This window comes from Duganella fentianensis, assembly GCF_009857835.1.
In the GTDB taxonomy this organism is placed as follows: domain Bacteria; phylum Pseudomonadota; class Gammaproteobacteria; order Burkholderiales; family Burkholderiaceae_D; genus Rugamonas; species Rugamonas fentianensis.
Window position 1 is genome coordinate 1,238,730 of the sequence record NZ_WWCL01000001.1, and the last position, 17,343, is coordinate 1,256,072.

Sequence of the window (17,343 nt, forward strand, 5' to 3'; positions counted from 1 at the left end):
ACAAAAAAAATCTGCCGCATAGCAGTTGCCAAGCGGTGCGCGCGTGGGCTAGTATGGATGCCGGTGCACTTGCATCAACGTCGCTCGGACGGTTCCGGGCGCTTACGTGAGAACTCCATGACTGATACCACTCCGTCGCGCAGCTTTGCGCGCATAGATCGCCTTCCCCCTTACGTTTTCAATGTCACCGCCGAACTGAAACTGGCGGCGCGCCGCCGTGGCGAAGACATCATCGATATGTCGATGGGTAATCCGGATGGTGCGACACCGTCCCACATCGTCGAGAAACTGATCGATACCGTCAAACGTCCCGATACGCATGGCTATTCCGCTTCCAAAGGCATACCGCGTTTGCGCCGCGCCATCACCAAGTGGTACCAGCGCCGCTACGACGTGGAGTTCGATCCCGATAGCGAAGCCATCGTCACCATCGGTTCCAAGGAAGGGCTGGCGCACCTGATGCTGGCAACGCTGGACCAGGGCGACACAGTGCTGGTGCCTAACCCCAGCTACCCTATTCACATCTGGGGCGCGGTGATCGCCGGTGCGAATATCCGCTCCGTGCGCATGACGCCCGGCGTGGATTTCTTCGACGAGCTGGAACGGGCGGTGCGCGAGAGCTATCCTAAGCCGAAGATGATGATCCTCGGCTTCCCGTCGAATCCTACGGCGCAGTGTGTGGAACTGGATTTCTTCGAGCGGGTAGTAGCGCTGGCCAGGCAGCACAACATTCTGGTGGTGCATGATCTGGCGTATGCCGACATCAGCTTCGATGGCTGGAAAGCTCCGTCCATCATGCAGGTGCCCGGTGCGCGCGAGGTGGCGGTGGAGTTCTTCACGCTGTCCAAGAGCTACAACATGGCGGGATGGCGCATAGGCTTCATGGTGGGTAACCGCGAACTGGTGGCGGCGCTGGCCCGCATCAAGAGCTACCACGATTACGGTAGCTTCACGCCGGTGCAGGTGGCGGCGATTGCGGCGCTGGAAGGCGACCAGCAGTGCGTGAGCGATATCTGCGCCATGTACCAGAGCCGGCGCGATGTGCTGCACAAGGGGCTGTGCGAAGCGGGCTGGCAGGTGGAGAAGCCGAAAGCGTCGATGTATATCTGGGCGCCGATACCGGAAGCCTATCGGCATATGGGGTCGCTGGAGTTTTCCAAGCTGCTGCTGGCGGAGGCCAAGGTTTGCGTCTCCCCCGGCATCGGTTTCGGAGAATACGGCGATGGCTATGTGCGCTTCGCCCTGATCGAAAACGAAGCGCGCATCCGTCAGGGGCTGCGCGGTATTAAGGCGATGCTGCGCAAGCCTGAATAAATTCGCAGTACATTTACGCCGCATCAAATCCGGCCTTTGATGCGGCGGCTATGGTAGCGAAGTTAAGCTACCGGAGCCTCGACTATGTCTACTTCATCCGTACAGATTTGTTTGCGGCGCCTGCAGGCACTGTGGCGGCAGGCGGAGTGCTGGTGGGTCCGTCTGGTGCTGCCGCAGATTCTGGCAACGCTGCCTCTGTGCTTGCTGTGCTGGCGCCATTGCCGTACGCTAGACGGCAAGATTTTGCGTCTGCGCCGCATCAGCCAGAAGCTGGAGCGCTGGCAGCGCACCATACGCGCTTACGGTCTGGACCCGAAGGCCCAGCTGGAAATGCTCGACGTCGACCATGCGATGCGCAACGAGATGGCCGGCACGCGCGATATGCTGTGGGGCTTGCGCGCCGACTGTATCGATGTCGAGCGCATGTTCAACCAGCTCGGCTATCGTTCGCACCGGCTGCAGCAGCGTCAGGATGCGCTGATGGCCGTGCTCGACCACTGCTGCGTGGCGGCCAGCACCGTGCTGGTGGTTCTGGCCGAACATGATGCGGCAGTGCTGCAGCGCTTGCGCGCGCAGCGTGCCGCCTGACAGTTAGGGGCTAGTCAGCGACCAGCACGATCTTGCCGCGTGCGCGGTTACTCTCGATCAGCGCGTGCGCGCGCTTCAGATTGTCCGCATTCAGGCTGCCGAATATCTGCGTCAGCGTGGTGTGCAGCACACCCGTTTCCACCAGTTTGGCCACATCGTTGAGCAGGCGGTGCTGGGCGATCATGTCGCTGGTCTGGAACATCGAACGGGTGAACATGAATTCCCAGTGCAGCGAAACGCTCTTGCGCTTGAGCAGGCGGATATCGAGACTGTCGGGATCATCGATCAGCGCCACCTTGCCCTGCGGTGCTACCAGTTCGGCAATCGCGGCCCAGTGCTGGTCGGTCTGGTTCAGGCTGGCCACATAGGTGACGGGCGGCAGACCCAGACGGGCGATTTCTTCCTGCAGCGGCTTGCTGTGGTCGAGCACATGGTGGGCGCCCAGCTCGCGTACCCAGTCCGCCGTTTCAGGGCGCGAGGCGGTGCCGATCACGGTCAGCCCCGTCAGCTGGCGCGCCAGCTGCACGAGGATGGAACCTACGCCGCCGGCCGCACCGATTACCAGCAGCGACTGGCCCGTCTGGCCCTTGTCGCGGCGCACTTCCAGCCGTTCGAACAGCAGCTCCCATGCCGTGATGGCGGTCAGGGGCAGGGCAGCGGCCTGGGCGAAATCCAGATTGACCGGCTTGTGGCCGACGATGCGTTCATCCACCAGATGCAGCGCGCTATTGGTGCCAGCGCGGGTCAGATCGCCCGCATACCAGACCTGATCACCGGGCTTGAACAGCGTCACATCGGGACCGACGGCGCGCACGATGCCGGCGGCATCCCAGCCCAGCACTTTGTCGCTGCCTTCGGCCGGTGCCACGTTGCGGCGGATTTTCACATCGACGGGATTGACGGATACGGCGCGCACTTCCACCAGCAGATCGCGCCCCTGCGCGACGGGATCCGGCAGCTCGACATCGATCAGGGCGGCGGCATCGTGGATAGGCAGGGACTTGCGGTAGGCAACAGCTTGCATGGATAGCTCCATAAAGTAGGGAATGGGCGTATGATGATTTATTCTGAATCTTTGAAAAAGCCGGTGTTCGATGAAATACTTTCAAAGGAATTTTGAAAATTGCTAAGACTCGATGATCTGACCGTGTTTGTCCGCACGGCCGATAGCGGCAGCCTGTCGGCGGCGGCACGGGAGCTGGCGATATCCCCGGCGCTGGCCAGCGCCGCGCTGAAGCGGCTGGAAGCGGCGCTGGGCTGGCGCCTGCTGGCGCGCACCACGCGTAGCCTGCGCCTGACGGAAGAAGGGGCAAACTATTTGCGCCATGCGCGCGAAGCGCTGCGGCTGCTGCAGGAAGGACAGGAAGCTTTGCAGCAGGGGCAGGATACGCCGGGCGGTCTGCTGCGCATCGCCATGCCATCCGATCTGGGGCGCAATTTTCTGGTGCGCTGGCTGGACGAATTTCAGGCGCGCTATCCGCGTGTGAGTTTCCAGCTCAGCGTGAGCGACCGCGTCTCCGATCTGTACCGTCAGCCTGTCGATCTGGCCATACGCTACGGCCGGCTGGATGATTCCAGTCTGGTGGCGCTGCCGCTGGCGCCCGATAACCGGCGCGTGCTGGTGGCCGCCCCGGCCTATCTGCAACGCCACGCTGCACTGGCGACGCTGGACGATCTGCTGCAGCACAACTGCCTGCGCTTCATGGTGGACGAAGTGATCCACGACCGCTGGCAGTTCGGGCAAGGCAGCGAGCTGCAGGAGCTGCATGTGCAGGGCAACCGCAGTGCCGACGATGCCGATGTGGTGCGGCGCTGGGCCGTGGCTGGTCTGGGCATCGCCTATAAATCGCGGCTCGATCTGGCCGACGATATCCGCGCCGGCCGCCTGTTGGTGTTGCTGCCGCATCTGGCCGGCGAAGCGGCGCCGCTGAACATGCTGTGTATGCATCGCCAGCACATCACGCCCACGGTGCTGCAGCTACGCGATTTCCTGCGCGAGCGCTGTATGCAGGCTTAGGAAGTTATTAAATCGGTAGCGCGATGCTTGCTGAATGACAAATTCCGCTTACCATAGCCACACCCTTGATCTGGAGACGCCCCGATGAATGAAACCCAGCGCGATATTCTGAGTGCCGGCTTTTCGCTGATGCTGATAGTGCTAGCCGCTTTCGTGATGCACCGCTTTTTCCTGCCGCTGGTCTGGGCCGGCATATTGTGCGTCGCCACCTGGCCTTTGTATGTGCGCTTGCGTGCGCGCATGGGCGGGCGCGATGTGCTGGCGGCCGCCGTGCTGACCCTGCTGATGCTGGCCGTGTTCGTGGTGCCGCTGGCGCTGGGCGTGACGCAGGCAGCGCGGCAGGCGCCGGAACTGGCCGCCTTTGTCGTCAAGGCCAATACGGACGGCCTGCCCGTGCCGGCCTTCATGCAGAACCTGCCCATGGTGGGCGACTGGATCGCGGACTGGTGGCAGGCCACGCTGAGCCAGCCGCACGGGCTGGCCCATCTGCTATCCGAGCATGAAATCAATGGCCTGCATTCGGCCAGCGATATGATCAAGGTGGTCGGTGCCGGTTTCATGCACAGACTGATGGACTTCGGCCTGGCCTTCCTCTGCCTGTTCTTCTTCTACAAAGATGGCGCTGCGCTGAGCCGCCAGATCCACGCCATCGGCAGCCATTGCGTGAGCGAGGAACGCTGGGCCCATTTCTCCGCCAAAGTGCCGACCGCCATCCGTGCCACCGTCAACGGTCTGGTGCTGGTCGGTCTGGCCGAAGGTGTGCTGATCGGCATAGGCTATGCGCTGGCCGGCCTGCATTCGGCCGCCGTATGGGGCGCTGTGACGGGCATACTGGCGATCATTCCGTTCGGCGCACCGATTGCGTTTCTCAGTGCGGCGGCGCTGCTGGCCAGTCAGGGCGCCGTGGCCGGCGCCATTGCCGTGGCCGTGTGGGGTAGCATCGTCCTGTTCGTGGCCGATCACTTCGTGCGGCCCGGCATGATAGGCAATGCCACCCGTCTGCCTTTTCTCGCCGTGCTGTTCGGCATACTGGGCGGCGTCGAAACGCTGGGGCTGGTGGGCCTGTTTATCGGGCCAGTGGTAATGGTGCTGTTTGTGACGCTGTGGTACGAGGCCAATCTGTTTGATGACGGTAGGCCAGTTGCCACACCCAGGTGAGGAGCGCCCGCGAAGCTGCCGCATTGGCGGGCAGATCGGGCGACTGGGCAGGGCAACTGGCGCCGGCAACCATTAGTGCGCCTTCGACAGAATCAGCAGCCAGCGGCCGAATACCAGCACTTCGAGGTGGCCAGCTTGCACGCCGGTGTCGCACTCGAGGATAGGATTGACAGCGTAGTAGCGTTTGCGGAAGTCACGGCACACCAGCAATTCACGTTTGCCCACACGGACCATGAACGAAGTCGGCAAGTATTCCATACCGAAGCGGGAACCAAAGCTGCTATTCAATGTAGTCATGTCGTTTCCTTTGAATGCGTTGTGTTAATCGAGGAGTTCAGAATAGCACAACTACTGTATGAATAAACAGGTACTGTGTAAATAAACAGTAAATTTGCTTTTTTGTGGTTTTTCCACCAACTTGAACGGGAAGCAGTGTTGGCTGACCAAATTTTCAGCAAAGTAGTGCGTTTCATCGAAGCAAGGCTGTCGCCGCGAGAAGAATTCGGCCTGCAACTGACGGCCGGCGTGCTGCTGGTGGCGCTGGCCATGGCCGTATTCCATGCGCTGGCCGTGGCCGTACTGGGGCAGGGCGGCATCACGGTACTGGATGTACAGGTGGCGCAGTGGTTCCATGCCCGTGCATTCGAGCCGCTGACCAGTGTGATGCGCATCATTTCCATGCTGCACACGGGCATCCCCATGGTGCTGCTGGTGCTGGCGCTGGCGGCCTATTTCTGGCGCATCGGTGCGCACTACTGGCTGCTGGCCGTGCTGGTGGCCACGCCCACGGGCGCCCTGTTGAATGTGGCGATCAAATACACCATACAGCGGCCCCGGCCCGTCTTCGAGGAACCGCTGGTATCCTTATTGACGTATAGTTTTCCTAGCGGGCATACGGCAGCGGCTACCATGTTCTGGGGCCTGCTGGCCTGCTATCTGGTGATCGTGCGGCCGCAGTGGCATGCGCGCCTGCTGGCGGTGTTGCTCAGTATTAGCATGGTGCTGCTGGTGGCGCTGAGCCGTATGTATCTGGGGGCCCATTATCTGAGCGATGTGCTGGCAGCGATGGCAGAAAGCGTGGCGTGGCTGGCGATCTGGCTTACCGCCATTTCGACCTTGCGGCGACGCCGGGAAGCGCGCCAGCGCGCGGCAGCAGGACCTGAAACACCTACGCTGGAGCAAGGCTGATGCAGGAGGAGAGTAAGCTGGAAAGCGTAGTCGTGCTGATCAATGCCGGTGCCGGAACCGGCTCCGACGCTGGGCGGGTGGCAGCGCTGGCGCAGCATTTCCGCCAGCATGGACGGCAGGCGGAAGTGCTGCTGGCCCACAGCGGCGCCGAACTGATAGAGCGCGCCCGGCAGGCTGTCGCGGACGGCGTGACCACCGTGGTGGCGGGCGGCGGCGATGGCACCATCAATGCCGTGGCCTCGGCGCTGGTGGGCAGCAGCACGCGGCTGGGGGTACTGCCGCTGGGTACGCTCAACCACTTTGCCAAGGATATGCACATCCCGCTGGAACTCGAGCATGCCATCGCCAACGTGGTGCACGGGCAGGTGGTGACGGTGGATGTGGGCGAAGTGAATGGCCGCATCTTCCTGAACAACTCCAGCCTCGGCATCTATCCCGACATCGTGCGCGACCGCGAACAGCAGCAGCGCCGCTTCGGCCGCAGCAAATGGCCGGCCTTCGGCCGCGCCGTGTTTGCCGCGTTGCGGCGCTTCCCCTTCCTGTCGCTGGAACTGACCATCGATGGCGTGCAGCACACGCGCCGTACGCCGTTTATCTTTATCGGCAATAATGAATACCAGCAGGGTCTGAGTACGGGACGGCGCAGCCGGCTCGATAGCGGCCGCCTGTGTCTGTATGTGGCCCAGCGTCCCACCCGGCTGGCACTGCTCGGCTATGCGCTGCATCTGCTGTTCGGCCAGCTGGCGCAGGCGCGCGATTTCGATGTGCTGCAGACGGCTGCCCTGACCATCGCCACCCGGCGGCGCCATCTGCGCGTGGCCACCGATGGCGAAGTGACGCGCATGAAGCCGCCGCTGCTCTACCGCTCGCTGCCTGCTGCGCTGCAGGTCATCGTTCCCCGCTGAAAGGCTGCCATGCGTACCATCGTCCATCTCTCCGATCTGCACTTTGGCCGTGTCGATCAGGCTTTGCTGGCGCCCCTGCAACGCACGGTGGCGGCACTGGCGCCCGATGTGCTGGTGGTCTCGGGCGACCTGACCCAGCGCGCCCGCACGGCCGAGTTTCAGGCCGCACGGGCGTTTCTCGACACGCTGCCGGGCCCGCAGATCGTGGTGCCCGGCAACCACGATATTCCGCTGTATAACGTCGCCAGCCGCTTTCTCACGCCGCTGCGCAAATACACGCGTTATGTGACGCTGGACCTGATGCCGGAATTTGTCGATGACGAGATCGCCGTGCTGGGCATTAATACGGCCCGTTCGCTGACCATCAAGGATGGCCGTATCAACCGCCAGCAGATCGAGCAGATTCATCAGCGCATGAGCGCGGTCGATCCCCATCTGACCCGCATCGTGGTGACCCACCATCCCTTCGATATGCCGGATGATTACGATCAGAAGGATCTGGTCAACCGTGCACCGCAGGCCATGCAGGCCTTTGCCAATTGCGGCGTGGACTTGCTGCTGGCCGGCCATCTGCATGTGAGCCATGCCCATAACACGGCCCAGCGTTACGAGATCAGCGGCTATGCGGCGCTGATGGTGCAGGCCGGAACGGCCACGTCCACCCGTGCCCGTGGCGAGCACAATTCCTTCAACGTGCTGCGGGTGGCGCATGACCGCGTGCAGGTCGAGCGCTATAGCTGGCAGCAGGCCAGCGGCGACTACGCCCCCAGCCAGACGGAGTATTTCCAGCGCAGTGCCGGTGTCTGGACCGAACAGTGCTGAATGGCCTGGCCGGCTAGCGGGTTAGAGCCAGTAGTGCATCAGGCTGGCAGCCCATTCGCGCAGCCGGTCCAGCCAGGGCCGGTGGCGCCACGCGTCGACCGTGATTTCGCTGGAGTTGCGCAAGTCTTCCTGAAACGCCAGTTCCATCTGTTGGCCGAATTCCGGCCCCAGCACCACGACATTGAGTTCGCTGTTGTGCAGGAAGCTGCGGGTATCGATATTGGTCGAGCCCACGGTGGACCAGAGCCCGTCGATCACGGCTGTCTTGGCATGCAGTACGGTGAGCTTGAGGTGGTAGATTTTCACGCCGCTATCGAGCAGCTGGTCGTAATACGCATGGCCGGCATAGAACACCAGCCCGCTGTCAGAGACGCCGGGCAGGATGATGCGCACGTCCACGCCGCGCCGTGCGGCTGCCGTGAGCGCATCAATGGTGTGCTGGTCCGGCACGAAATAGGCAGAAGTCAGGTGGATGCTGGTGCGCGCCTGCCGGAACGCCAGCTGATAGGCCTGATAGATATCGAAAGGATCGTCATTATCGCTGCCCAGCACCCGCACCAGCTTGTCGCCTGCATTGGTGGCTGGGGGGAAGTAATCGGCATCGCGCAAGTCCTGACTATCCTGGCTGGCCCACTGGCGCACGAATAGCCACTGGAAGGCGCGCACGGCCGGGCCTTCGACTTTGATATGGGTATCGCGCCAGCCCAGCTGGCTTTGCGAGCGGTGTCGGCCGGACGAGTGGAACAAAGAGCTGCGCGCATAGCTGCCGCTGATGTTGATGCCGCCCGTGAACGCCACCCGGCCATCGACGATCAGCACCTTGCGGTGGTCGCGGTGGTTGAGGTCCCAGTTGTCGCCGCGCAGGCGGGCCGGATTCACGGGGTTGAATTCCAGCAGGTGGATGCCGGCATCGCGCATGCGCTGGAAGAACTCGGCCGGTACGCCCAGCGTGCCCACGCTGTCATACAGAATGTTGACGCTGACGCCCTGACGCTGTTTGGCCATCAGCGCTTCGGCGAACTCCATGCCCAGTGCATCCTGATCGAAGATATAGGTTTCCAGATTGATGTGGTTGCGCGCTGCGCGTATGGCTTTGAGCATTTCGCCCATGGTCTGCGGGCCATCGAACAGCAGGGTGCAGCGGTTGCCGGCAATCAGGGGCACGCCCGTGGCCTGCTGTTCCAGCGCTGCTAGCGTGGCCGGATCGAGCCGGCCCTGTGGCCAGCGCTTGGCCAGCAAGGCGCGCGCCCGTGCGGCCGGCAGCTCGCCCTGTGCGCCCTGTATGCTGGGCGCCATATTGGCTGCGGCAGCTGGCGCTGTGGCCGGTGCCGGCGCAGGTAATGAGGCGCAGGCGCCGAACAGGCTGCAGCACAGCAGGGCCACTGCCAGTAAGCCGGTCCAGTGTGCGCGCAGCATGTTCAGTCTCCCTGTGGTGTGGCAGGCGGCTCGGCGCTGCCGAAGAAAAAGCGGATCGGGCCCTGGCGCCAGCGTTTCAGCAATGCGCCCAGCAACTGCCAGCCGTGGCGGAAGCGGGCCTGACGGGCCCGCAGCGCTACCCACAGGGCCAGCCCGAAGCTGACCAGCAGATTCACCGTGCCGATGGCGAGAAAACCGGCCACGGAAGTGAGCACCAGTTGCCAGCTGGCCTGATGGTCGAGCGCCACCATGGCCGTGGCGAAATTGGCCGACGAGAAGGTGACGTGGCGGATATCCAGCGGCAGGCCCAGCAGAAAGCCCAGCAGCGGCATCACGCCCAGCAATATACCGAAGTAGAAATTTCCCATCAGGCCACCCAGATTGTTTTCCAGATAGTGCCCGAGGCGGGCCAGCCGTGGCGCACCGATCAGGCGCTTCAGGGCATGCAGCTGCATGATGCGCTGGGCCCAGCGCGTGTACAGCGCCTTGTTGTCGTAATAGCCCGAGATCAGGCCGGCAAGGAACAGGCAGACCCCGGCGATGGCCGCATACAGCAGCGTGTAGCCGTTGAGGGGATCGATGTCGTGCAGCAGGTGCATGGCCTTGTCGGGCGAGATCAGTGGCTGGCCCGTCAGATAAGGCCAGCCCATGGCGATCAGCCAGGCAGTGGGAATGGCGGTGGCCAGATTGCCCAGCACGGCCATGTTCTGGGTGCGGATCACGCGGTTGCACAGTTCGGCCATGCTGTCGATATCGATGTTGCGTCCGTCATTGCTATGCAGTTCGGCCGCGAGGTGCGAGGCCGTCATGGCCGGCTGCTTGGTGGCGACGGTGAAATGCAGCAGGTGGATGAACATAAAGCCCAGCGAATAATTCATCGCATACATGAAAGCGGCCACCAGCGGCGCCGTGCGCAGGCCGGACATGAGCAGCTTGAACAGGGCCATAAAACCTATCACCAGCCCGGCACCGGCCGAGGAATAGAACATGGCGCGCAGCTGGGCACGGTCGTCGGCCACATAGTGTTCGCCCGTGTGGCTGGCATTTTCCGTGACATTGCGGGCCAGCAGATTGATGTTGTCGCGTATCAGGTCGCGCACCAGATATTTGTTGCTGTGCGCGCTGATCAGTTCCTGCGCCAGTGCCAGCGCCGCCATGCGGCGGGCCTGCCGCTCCATGGGTTCCACCAGTTCCAGCAGCTTGCGCAGGCGCTGTATGCTCTGGCTCAGCGTCACCAGCAGATAGGTCAGGGCGATGCTGGTGCCCTGGCTGAGCGCCTTCTTGCGGATGCTGGCAATGACCTGATCGCACTGGTCCAGCATCACGCCCAGATGGCTGCCATCTTCCGGGGCCAGTTCGGGCTGCAGCTGGCGCTGCTGGTGGTTGTCCAGATAGCGCAGCGTTTCCACGTTCTGGGCCAGAAACGGCGATTCATAGGTTTCTATCTCGGTATGGAAATTGGTCAGGCGCGGTTCCAGCCCGATGGCGCTGATGCGGTAGGACAGCGTGCGTATGGCTTCCAGCAGGCCGGGCAGCAGCAGCTGTTCGGGCGGGCCGGCATGGGCGGCGCACACTACATCGAGCAGGGCCAGCCAGTCTTCCGCTGTGACGGCAGCGATCCAGCGCTGGTCGCTGCGGCGAAACAGTACGCGGTCAAGCGCATCACTCAGGTAGTCGTCACCTAGCGCCGGCGGCAAGATGCGGTAGGCCACGCGCCGCTTCAGCTCGCTGAAGAAGCCGTCATTGGAAAGCACGCCCGTTTCCGTGTACAGGCTGGCATGGCGGCGCTGGCGCAGCAGCGTGCAGCTGTACTGGTAGAGCGCCGCCGCATGGCGCGGGTTGCCCTTGAGTAGCTGGCACAGCGTGCGTACCTGCGCACCGGCCTGGGCGCCATCGCTGGCGCGGCGCGGGCGCAGTGCAGCGACCAGCTCGACCATGAGGCCGATGTCGTCGCTGTCGCCGTCGAGGCGTTCAAGTATCTCTAGCATAGTGGCAGCAATGGTTGGGGATGCTGGATTCTAGGGCGGTACGCCGTGGACGTATGTACGCTAGCGTACATAGAGCAGCGGGAACACTATGGGCGGAGCCGGAGCAGTGCTGAGGACGGTGGGCTGATCCGTGCTAAATTGTCTGTTTTCAAGACGATCGGGAATGCGTATGTATCTGACTTACTTCAACGGTGGCTGGTCCGAGGGCAACACGCCCCTGTTCGGCGCGATGGATCACAGTGTCTGGCTGGGTTCGTCCGTGTTTGATGGCGCGCGTGCCATCCGTGGCCGTTTGCCGGACTTGCGCCTGCACTTGCAGCGGGTGATCAATTCGGCAGAGCGGGTGGGGCTGGTGTGCCCGTTGTCGGTGGATGAAATGGAGCAGCTGGTGATAGAAGGTGTGGCCAAGTTCCCGCCGGACGCCGAGCTGTATGTGCGGCCGCTGGTGTTCGGTACGGAAGGCTTGCTGGTGCCGGTGCCGGCCAGGAGTGCGTTCGCACTGACGCTGTTCGATGCGCCCATGCCCAAGTTTCAGGGCTTTTCGGCCTGCCTGACAGGCTTGCGCCGGCCCGATCCGTCCATGGCGCCGACTGATGCCAAGGCCTCGGCTCTGTATGCCAATTCCTCGAAAGTGATACGCGAAGCCCAGCAGCGCGGTTTCGATACGGCCGTGGTCTGCGACAGCCTGGGCAATGTGGCCGAATTTGCGTCCGCCAATCTGTTCTTCGTGGCGGCCGACGGCAAGCTGGTGACGCCGGTCGCCAATGGCACTTTCCTGTCGGGGATTACGCGGGCCCGCGTGATCGCGCTACTGGCGCAGGAAGGCATAGTGGTGGAAGAGCGCACGGTGCGGCCGGAAGAGCTGGAGACGGCGCAGGAAATCTTCAATACGGGTAACTACGGCAAGGTCTCGCCGTGCACCCGTTATGAAAACCGCCCCCTGCCTATCGGTCCCATGGCCGCGCTGGCCCATGCGCGCTATATGGCGTTTGCCGGACTGGCCTGAGGTGGCCAGTAGTGCCCGGTGATTAAGGCGTTTGCGGCGAGCAGCTGGGCTTGATCCAGCGCCCCGTCGTTTCTACCGTGACTTTCTGCATGCGGCCATTGCCGGTATCGCTGCTGGCATCCATGGTGCCGGTGAAAGCGCTATCGCCATTCATCAGCACCGTGCCCTGACCGCGTGCCTGCGGTTTGCTGCATTCGTAGGAAATTTTGTAGCCGCCCGCGATAGGCTCGCGCTTGCTGCTGCACTGGCCCTGCGCGGGCAGCGGCAGTTCCTTGCTGGCTGCCATTTCCGGCGTAATGCAATAGGGCCGGCGCATGGCGCCATCACTTTTTATGGCCGGCAGCGTGACGCCGTTCTGCTGCATCATGGCATCCAGCCGGGCGCGCTGCTCGGGCGGCAGGCTCTCCAGCTGCTTGACGGCAGCGCTGAGGGCCTGATCCGTCTGGGCATCGGCACTCTTCACCTTGACGCTGAGTTCCCACAGGCCGGGCTTGATATTCTGTGCGCCAGCCTGTGCGCTTGCGGCCAGTATGAGGAGAAAAATTGCGCTGCTTTTCATGATGGCATCCTTGGTTGCGGGAGGCTCAGCATAAACCATAGCGGCCGCTTAGACCAGCCTAGAGACCCCGGCCATTTATCAGGCGCAGCAGCACCATGATGATGGCAATGACGAGTAGCACGTGGATGAAGCCACCGATGGTGTAAGAGGTGACTAGCCCCAGCAGCCAGAGGATGATGAGTACGACAGCGATGGTGTACAGCATAGCAATCTCCTTATAAGTGAGGTCGCCGTTCAGTGTTCTGCCGAAGCAGGGTACGGTGGCGACGCTAGCCTGCATTGTCGCTAGCCCTGCAGTCGCTGTCCGTACGCTGCCGTACTTAATTGGCGCGCAACTGTCCGTTGACGATGCGCACGGCATCGCCTTCATGCCATTGCGGCTGGGCCGACTGGTGCAGTACGCGGCGCGCACCGTTATCCATGCGTACGATAATCTCCCAGCTATGGGTGGTCTTCATATTGCCTTCCACCTGATTGCCGGCGACCGCGCCGCCCACGGCACCGGCCACCGTCGCCAGCTGGCGGCCATGGCCGCTGCCGACCTGATTGCCGAGCAGGCCGCCGAGGATGGCGCCGCCGGCTGCCCCCACGCCCGTACCCTGGCCGCGATGCTCGACGCTGCGGATAGAACTGATCACGCCGCAGCTATTGCACACGGCGGCAGCGGGACGTGCGGCCTGCTGGTTTTCGGGCAGGGCGCGGCTGCCATCGACGGCGGCATAGCGCTCGGCGTCTGCCGGCGTCAGGTTGGCGGGGGCGCTGTATGGGGCGTTTCTGCTGGTGCTAGGGCTGCTTGCGCTGGCCAGTGGCACGCTGTCATTGGCGCGGGTATTGGGCAGCCAGCCCATGATGGCGGCACTGCCGACGCCGCAGAACAGCACGACCGCCACTGCGGCGCTCAGGATCAGCGGGTGCAGCGAGCGGGCAGCCGGAGCTTGTGGCGTGGACTGTGCGGCAGGGTTGCTGGTGGGGTGTTGGGTATCCATGGTGTGGTCCTCGTCATGATGATGTAGATGATGGGAAGATTTTCCATGAGGACATCTTTTCCTTCCGTGCGTCAGCGTACATACAGCACATCATTGCGCCTCTACGCTGCCGCTATGCTTACCGATGCCGCCACCGATCTTCCGCCCGCCGCGCTGCGCCTGCCGCAGAACCAGCTGCTGGCTGCCCTGCCCGAGCCCGAGCGCAGGCAGTTGCTGGCGCAATGCGACACGGTAAGGGTGCAAGCCGGGCAGCTGCTGTTCGAACCGGGCCAGCAGCCCGGCCATATGTTTTTCCCGCTCGATACGCTGGTGTCGCTACTGGCCGTCGCTGATGGCCGCATGACGCTGGAAGTGGGCGTGGTGGGGCGCGAAGGCATGCTGGGCGCTTCCGTGCTGCATGCGGGGCGGCCGGTACAGTTGCGCGCCGTGGTCCAGCGCAATGGCCGCGTGCTGCGGGTCGAGGCCGAATGCTTCGGCCAGCTGTTCGAACAGATGCCGGTGCTCCAGCATCTGCTGCAGCGCTATACCGATGCTCTGCTGGCGCAAGTGATACAGATCGCTGTCTGCAGCCGCTTCCACATGCTGGAAGCGCGGCTGGCGCGCTCGCTGCTGATGACGCGCGACCGTCTGCAGTCGGAAAAATTCCATCTGACCCATGAGTTTCTGGCCCAGATGCTGGGCGTGCGGCGCGTCGGCGTGACCAAGGCGGCCAGTGCCTTACAGGAGAAAAAGCTGATCGGCTATAGCCGCGGCAATATCGAAATTCTCGACAGTGCAGGGCTGGAACAGGCGGCCTGCCGCTGTTATGGACTGGTGCGGGAAGACGGCGTACTGGGTCTGGGGCAGGTGCTACGCTAGCTGGCCACTGCTGGACGGGCCGGCGCTGCCGGCCCGTCATTTGCGCTGTGCGTGCGAGGGCTAGCGCGGTGGTTTGTTGACCTGATTGCCGATCACCCCGCCCACGGCGGCGCCACCTACGGTGCCGGCGGCACTGCCGCCCGTGAGTACGGAGCCGGCCACGGCGCCGAGACCGGCGCCGATGGCCGTATTCTGGTCGCGTGCCGACATATTGCTGCAGGCGCTCAAGGCCATGCTGGCCGCGACGAGGGCGCTGCTGCCCAGTATGCGTATGCTGCGTTTCATATTGTTCTCCTTGATTTGATGAGCCTCGCGGGCTGAAGGTGCAGGGCGGCGCGCCAGATTCGGCGCGTCCTGATGGCACCAGCCTGAGGCCAGCATAACCGGCATGCGCCGTTTGCTCCGTACGCTAGCGCACGTTACGGGCCGGTGCCGGCGGACGCCGGGTTGCCAGCAGGGCGGCGCAGTCGGCATCCTCGCTGCTGCCGCTGGTCATCAAAGGCAGGATGGCCGTGACGGGCGCCACCACTGCCAGCGCCAGCGCGCCACCGGCACGCAGGGCCAGCACTTTCTTGTCGATGCTGACGTCCGGCTGTTTGAAACTGCCGCGCAGATAGATGGGGGCACGCAGGGAAATGATGCGCACCCCTTTGGCCTCGGGCCGCAGCGTGAGGTCGAGCTGCTCGGTGCGCAGGCTGACCTGGCCCTCCACATCGATGCGGGCATCGGTGGTGTCGGCCGCGAACAGGCGGGTCTGCATCAGGCCATTGCGGACCGTGAAGTCGCTGATCAGGCAGTTCAGCTGCACCTGCTTGTCGCCCACCAGCTTGGTCAGCACCACGCTGCCCAGATTCAGCCCCATTTCTTCCAGCAGCAGTTTGCTGATGCTGCCCTTGCTGACCACGGCACGCAGTTCGCCATTCGATGCGCCCAGCAGTTCGGCCACGGAATTGCCCTGGGCATTCAGCGCCACTTCGGCATTGACTTCGCCCACCGTGGCCTGCATGGCTTCGATGCGGGGGAACAGCTGTTTCAGATGCAGATGGCGCGCCTGGGCTTTGAGATCGGCCGCGATGGCATCGGCCAGCTTGCGGCCACTGCCATCGAGCTTGAGGCTGGCATTGAAGCTGCCGCCGGCGATCTCGAACTGCAGCGGCTCCAGACTCAGCACGCCATCGCGCATGAGGATGCGGGTATCGACCTGAGAGATAGGCAAATCCTGGTCGCGCGTGATGCGGCCTGCGGTGAAATGCACGTCGGCATCGAGCGCAGTCCAGCGCGCTTTGCGGAAGGCTTCCACGGGCAGCACCTTGTTGCCCGGCTGTACAGGCGCCACGCCCCGTACCTGCTTGCTGCGGTTGGAATCGGCACCGATCAGCGGGCCCAGATCGCTCAGTCGTAGCAGGCGGGCCTGCACGGCGCCGCCCAGTTGCGGACGCGGCAGCGCCGTGCCATAGCGGTATTCCAGATTGCCCGAGATGTCGGACTGGCCCACGCGGCCTATGAAATTCTGATATTGCCAGCGGCTGGCATGGGCGCCCAGCTCGCCATGCAGATGGCCGGAAGTGCTGAAGGGCGGGGTTTCCGGCAGCAGCACGCCGGTCAGCGCGTACAGGCGCGCCATGCTCAGGCCGGACAGGCTGAGTTGCAGATCCAGGCTGGTGAGGCTGGCGGGCCGGGTCAGTGTGCCGCTCACGGCCATGCGGCTGCCGCCCACATCGAGCACGGCTTCCAGCGGATAGGGCCGGGTCTGTTCGCGCAGGCCCAGCACCGCCCCCGCCTTGCCCTGACCCTGTACCGGCTGCTGTTTCCACTGGCCCTGCAACTGCCACGCCACGCCGTACAGGGCATCGTGCTCCAGTGTCTGCAGGCTGGCCGTCAGGTCGAGCTGCTGCACGGCGTCCTTCAGCTGCAGCTGGCCATTGCCCAGTTGCAGCGTGCCCAGTTCCAGCCGCCAGGCGCTGGGTTCGCGCGGCGGCGCGAAGCTCCAGTTGTTGTGGCCGTCGGCACGCCGCAGCAGATGCAGTTGCGGCTGTTCCAGCCGGAGCAGGGGCACAGAAATGCGCTGATGCAGCAGCGGCAGCAGTTCGATTTCGATGAGCGCGCTGGCAACGCTGGCCAGTTCGCCCTGTTCCGCCATGCTGGCCGGACTGGCCAGATGCAGATCACGCGCCAGCAGACGCGGCATGGGCAGGTAGGCGCGCCAGCCGGGCGGACGCTCGGCGGCAGCCGGCCAGGCCCAGCTCAGCGTCAGATCGCCGCGGATGGCAAACGGGCGTTGCAGCGCCAGGCTGATTTTTTCATTGAGCCAGGGGCGGGCGCGGTTCCAGTCGGCTGTGTTGAGTACCAGCACGGCCAGGGCCAGCAGCACGGCCAGAGCAAGCGGTACGGCCAGCAGTAAAACAGTACGGCGGCGTAGCGGCATGGTGGAGATCCTCGCGAGGGGAAAGTTGGCACTAGCTTACACCGCCTGTGCTGTCACTGTCGTGTGCTGGCGCACTCAGTTGCCCGCACCTTGCCGGCATGCGGCTGAGGGGC

The 17,343-nt window shown here is 63.5% G+C and carries 18 protein-coding genes; 9 read left to right on the plus strand and 9 right to left on the minus strand.

Annotation, left to right across the window (positions count from 1 at the left end):
- Positions 1-117: 117 nt before the first annotated feature.
- The gene (alaC, locus tag GTP23_RS05320) at positions 118-1,314 is read left to right on the plus strand and encodes an alanine transaminase (protein ID WP_161034161.1); all 1,197 of its coding nucleotides are present in this window, start codon (positions 118-120) and stop codon (positions 1,312-1,314) included.
- 84 nt (positions 1,315-1,398) lie between these two features.
- On the plus strand, positions 1,399-1,902 hold the full coding sequence (locus GTP23_RS05325) for a hypothetical protein (protein ID WP_229255919.1): 504 nt from the start codon (positions 1,399-1,401) through the stop codon (positions 1,900-1,902).
- A 10-nt stretch (positions 1,903-1,912) separates the two neighbouring features.
- Here the strand turns inward: GTP23_RS05325 and GTP23_RS05330 are convergent, their stop codons facing one another.
- Positions 1,913-2,926 carry a zinc-binding alcohol dehydrogenase family protein gene (locus GTP23_RS05330; protein ID WP_161034162.1) on the minus strand — a complete coding sequence of 338 codons (1,014 nt, stop codon included), beginning with the start codon at positions 2,924-2,926 and terminating at the stop codon, positions 1,913-1,915.
- Between the two features lie 99 nt (positions 2,927-3,025).
- Here GTP23_RS05330 and GTP23_RS05335 point away from each other — a divergent pair, with 99 nt between their 5' ends.
- Together GTP23_RS05335 and GTP23_RS05340 are read left to right on the plus strand one after the other, a co-directional pair.
- Entirely contained in the window at positions 3,026-3,919 is an 894-nt protein-coding gene (locus GTP23_RS05335) for a LysR family transcriptional regulator (protein WP_161034163.1), read from the plus strand.
- A gap of 84 nt (positions 3,920-4,003) precedes the next feature.
- Positions 4,004-5,077, plus strand: a complete 1,074-nt coding sequence (locus tag GTP23_RS05340; protein ID WP_161034164.1) for an AI-2E family transporter — start codon at positions 4,004-4,006, stop codon at positions 5,075-5,077.
- 72 nt (positions 5,078-5,149) lie between these two features.
- Here the strand turns inward: GTP23_RS05340 and GTP23_RS05345 are convergent, their stop codons facing one another.
- The gene (locus GTP23_RS05345) at positions 5,150-5,374 is read right to left on the minus strand and encodes a hypothetical protein (protein WP_155433501.1); all 225 of its coding nucleotides are present in this window, start codon (positions 5,372-5,374) and stop codon (positions 5,150-5,152) included.
- A gap of 138 nt (positions 5,375-5,512) precedes the next feature.
- Here GTP23_RS05345 and GTP23_RS05350 point away from each other — a divergent pair, with 138 nt between their 5' ends.
- Genes GTP23_RS05350 through GTP23_RS05360 form a run of 3 tightly spaced genes read left to right on the plus strand, consistent with a single transcriptional unit; the run spans position 5,513 to position 7,992 of the window.
- Complete coding sequence (locus tag GTP23_RS05350) at positions 5,513-6,265, plus strand: phosphatase PAP2 family protein (RefSeq protein ID WP_161034165.1); 753 nt, start codon at positions 5,513-5,515, stop codon at positions 6,263-6,265.
- Positions 6,265-7,170, plus strand: a complete 906-nt coding sequence (locus tag GTP23_RS05355) for a diacylglycerol/lipid kinase family protein (protein ID WP_161034166.1) — start codon at positions 6,265-6,267, stop codon at positions 7,168-7,170. The genes GTP23_RS05350 and GTP23_RS05355 overlap by 1 nt, the downstream gene beginning before the upstream one ends.
- 9 nt (positions 7,171-7,179) lie before the next feature.
- Positions 7,180-7,992, plus strand: a complete 813-nt coding sequence (locus GTP23_RS05360; RefSeq protein WP_161034167.1) for a metallophosphoesterase family protein — start codon at positions 7,180-7,182, stop codon at positions 7,990-7,992.
- A 21-nt stretch (positions 7,993-8,013) separates the two neighbouring features.
- Here the strand turns inward: GTP23_RS05360 and cls are convergent, their stop codons facing one another.
- Together cls and GTP23_RS05370 are read right to left on the minus strand one after the other, a co-directional pair.
- The gene (gene cls, locus GTP23_RS05365; RefSeq protein WP_161034168.1) at positions 8,014-9,408 is read right to left on the minus strand and encodes a cardiolipin synthase; all 1,395 of its coding nucleotides are present in this window, start codon (positions 9,406-9,408) and stop codon (positions 8,014-8,016) included.
- Between the two features lie 2 nt (positions 9,409-9,410).
- The gene (locus GTP23_RS05370; RefSeq protein ID WP_161034169.1) at positions 9,411-11,396 is read right to left on the minus strand and encodes a site-specific recombinase; all 1,986 of its coding nucleotides are present in this window, start codon (positions 11,394-11,396) and stop codon (positions 9,411-9,413) included.
- A gap of 169 nt (positions 11,397-11,565) precedes the next feature.
- Here GTP23_RS05370 and GTP23_RS05375 point away from each other — a divergent pair, with 169 nt between their 5' ends.
- A complete protein-coding gene (locus GTP23_RS05375) occupies positions 11,566-12,402 on the plus strand; it encodes a branched-chain amino acid aminotransferase (RefSeq protein WP_161034170.1) in 837 nt (278 codons plus the stop codon).
- A 22-nt stretch (positions 12,403-12,424) separates the two neighbouring features.
- On the opposite strand, the gene GTP23_RS05380 is transcribed toward GTP23_RS05375, so the two are convergent.
- The 3 genes from GTP23_RS05380 to GTP23_RS05390 form a co-directional block, all read right to left on the minus strand.
- Positions 12,425-12,961, minus strand: coding sequence for a DUF3617 domain-containing protein (locus GTP23_RS05380; protein WP_161034171.1), 537 nt, complete (start codon positions 12,959-12,961; stop codon positions 12,425-12,427).
- 58 nt (positions 12,962-13,019) lie between these two features.
- Positions 13,020-13,166: a lmo0937 family membrane protein gene (locus tag GTP23_RS05385; protein WP_155434136.1), complete on the minus strand. Its 147-nt coding sequence runs from the start codon at positions 13,164-13,166 to the stop codon at positions 13,020-13,022.
- A gap of 115 nt (positions 13,167-13,281) precedes the next feature.
- On the minus strand, positions 13,282-13,947 hold the full coding sequence (locus tag GTP23_RS05390) for a glycine zipper 2TM domain-containing protein (RefSeq protein ID WP_161034172.1): 666 nt from the start codon (positions 13,945-13,947) through the stop codon (positions 13,282-13,284).
- 114 nt (positions 13,948-14,061) lie between these two features.
- Here GTP23_RS05390 and GTP23_RS05395 point away from each other — a divergent pair, with 114 nt between their 5' ends.
- Positions 14,062-14,805 (plus strand): Crp/Fnr family transcriptional regulator, encoded by a 744-nt coding sequence (locus tag GTP23_RS05395; RefSeq protein ID WP_161034173.1) that lies wholly within the window; start codon positions 14,062-14,064, stop codon positions 14,803-14,805.
- A gap of 60 nt (positions 14,806-14,865) precedes the next feature.
- Here the strand turns inward: GTP23_RS05395 and GTP23_RS05400 are convergent, their stop codons facing one another.
- Together GTP23_RS05400 and GTP23_RS05405 are read right to left on the minus strand one after the other, a co-directional pair.
- The gene (locus tag GTP23_RS05400; RefSeq protein ID WP_161034174.1) at positions 14,866-15,090 is read right to left on the minus strand and encodes a YMGG-like glycine zipper-containing protein; all 225 of its coding nucleotides are present in this window, start codon (positions 15,088-15,090) and stop codon (positions 14,866-14,868) included.
- 124 nt (positions 15,091-15,214) lie between these two features.
- On the minus strand, positions 15,215-17,230 hold the full coding sequence (locus GTP23_RS05405) for an AsmA family protein (protein WP_161034175.1): 2,016 nt from the start codon (positions 17,228-17,230) through the stop codon (positions 15,215-15,217).
- Between the last annotated feature and the right edge of the window lie 113 nt (positions 17,231-17,343).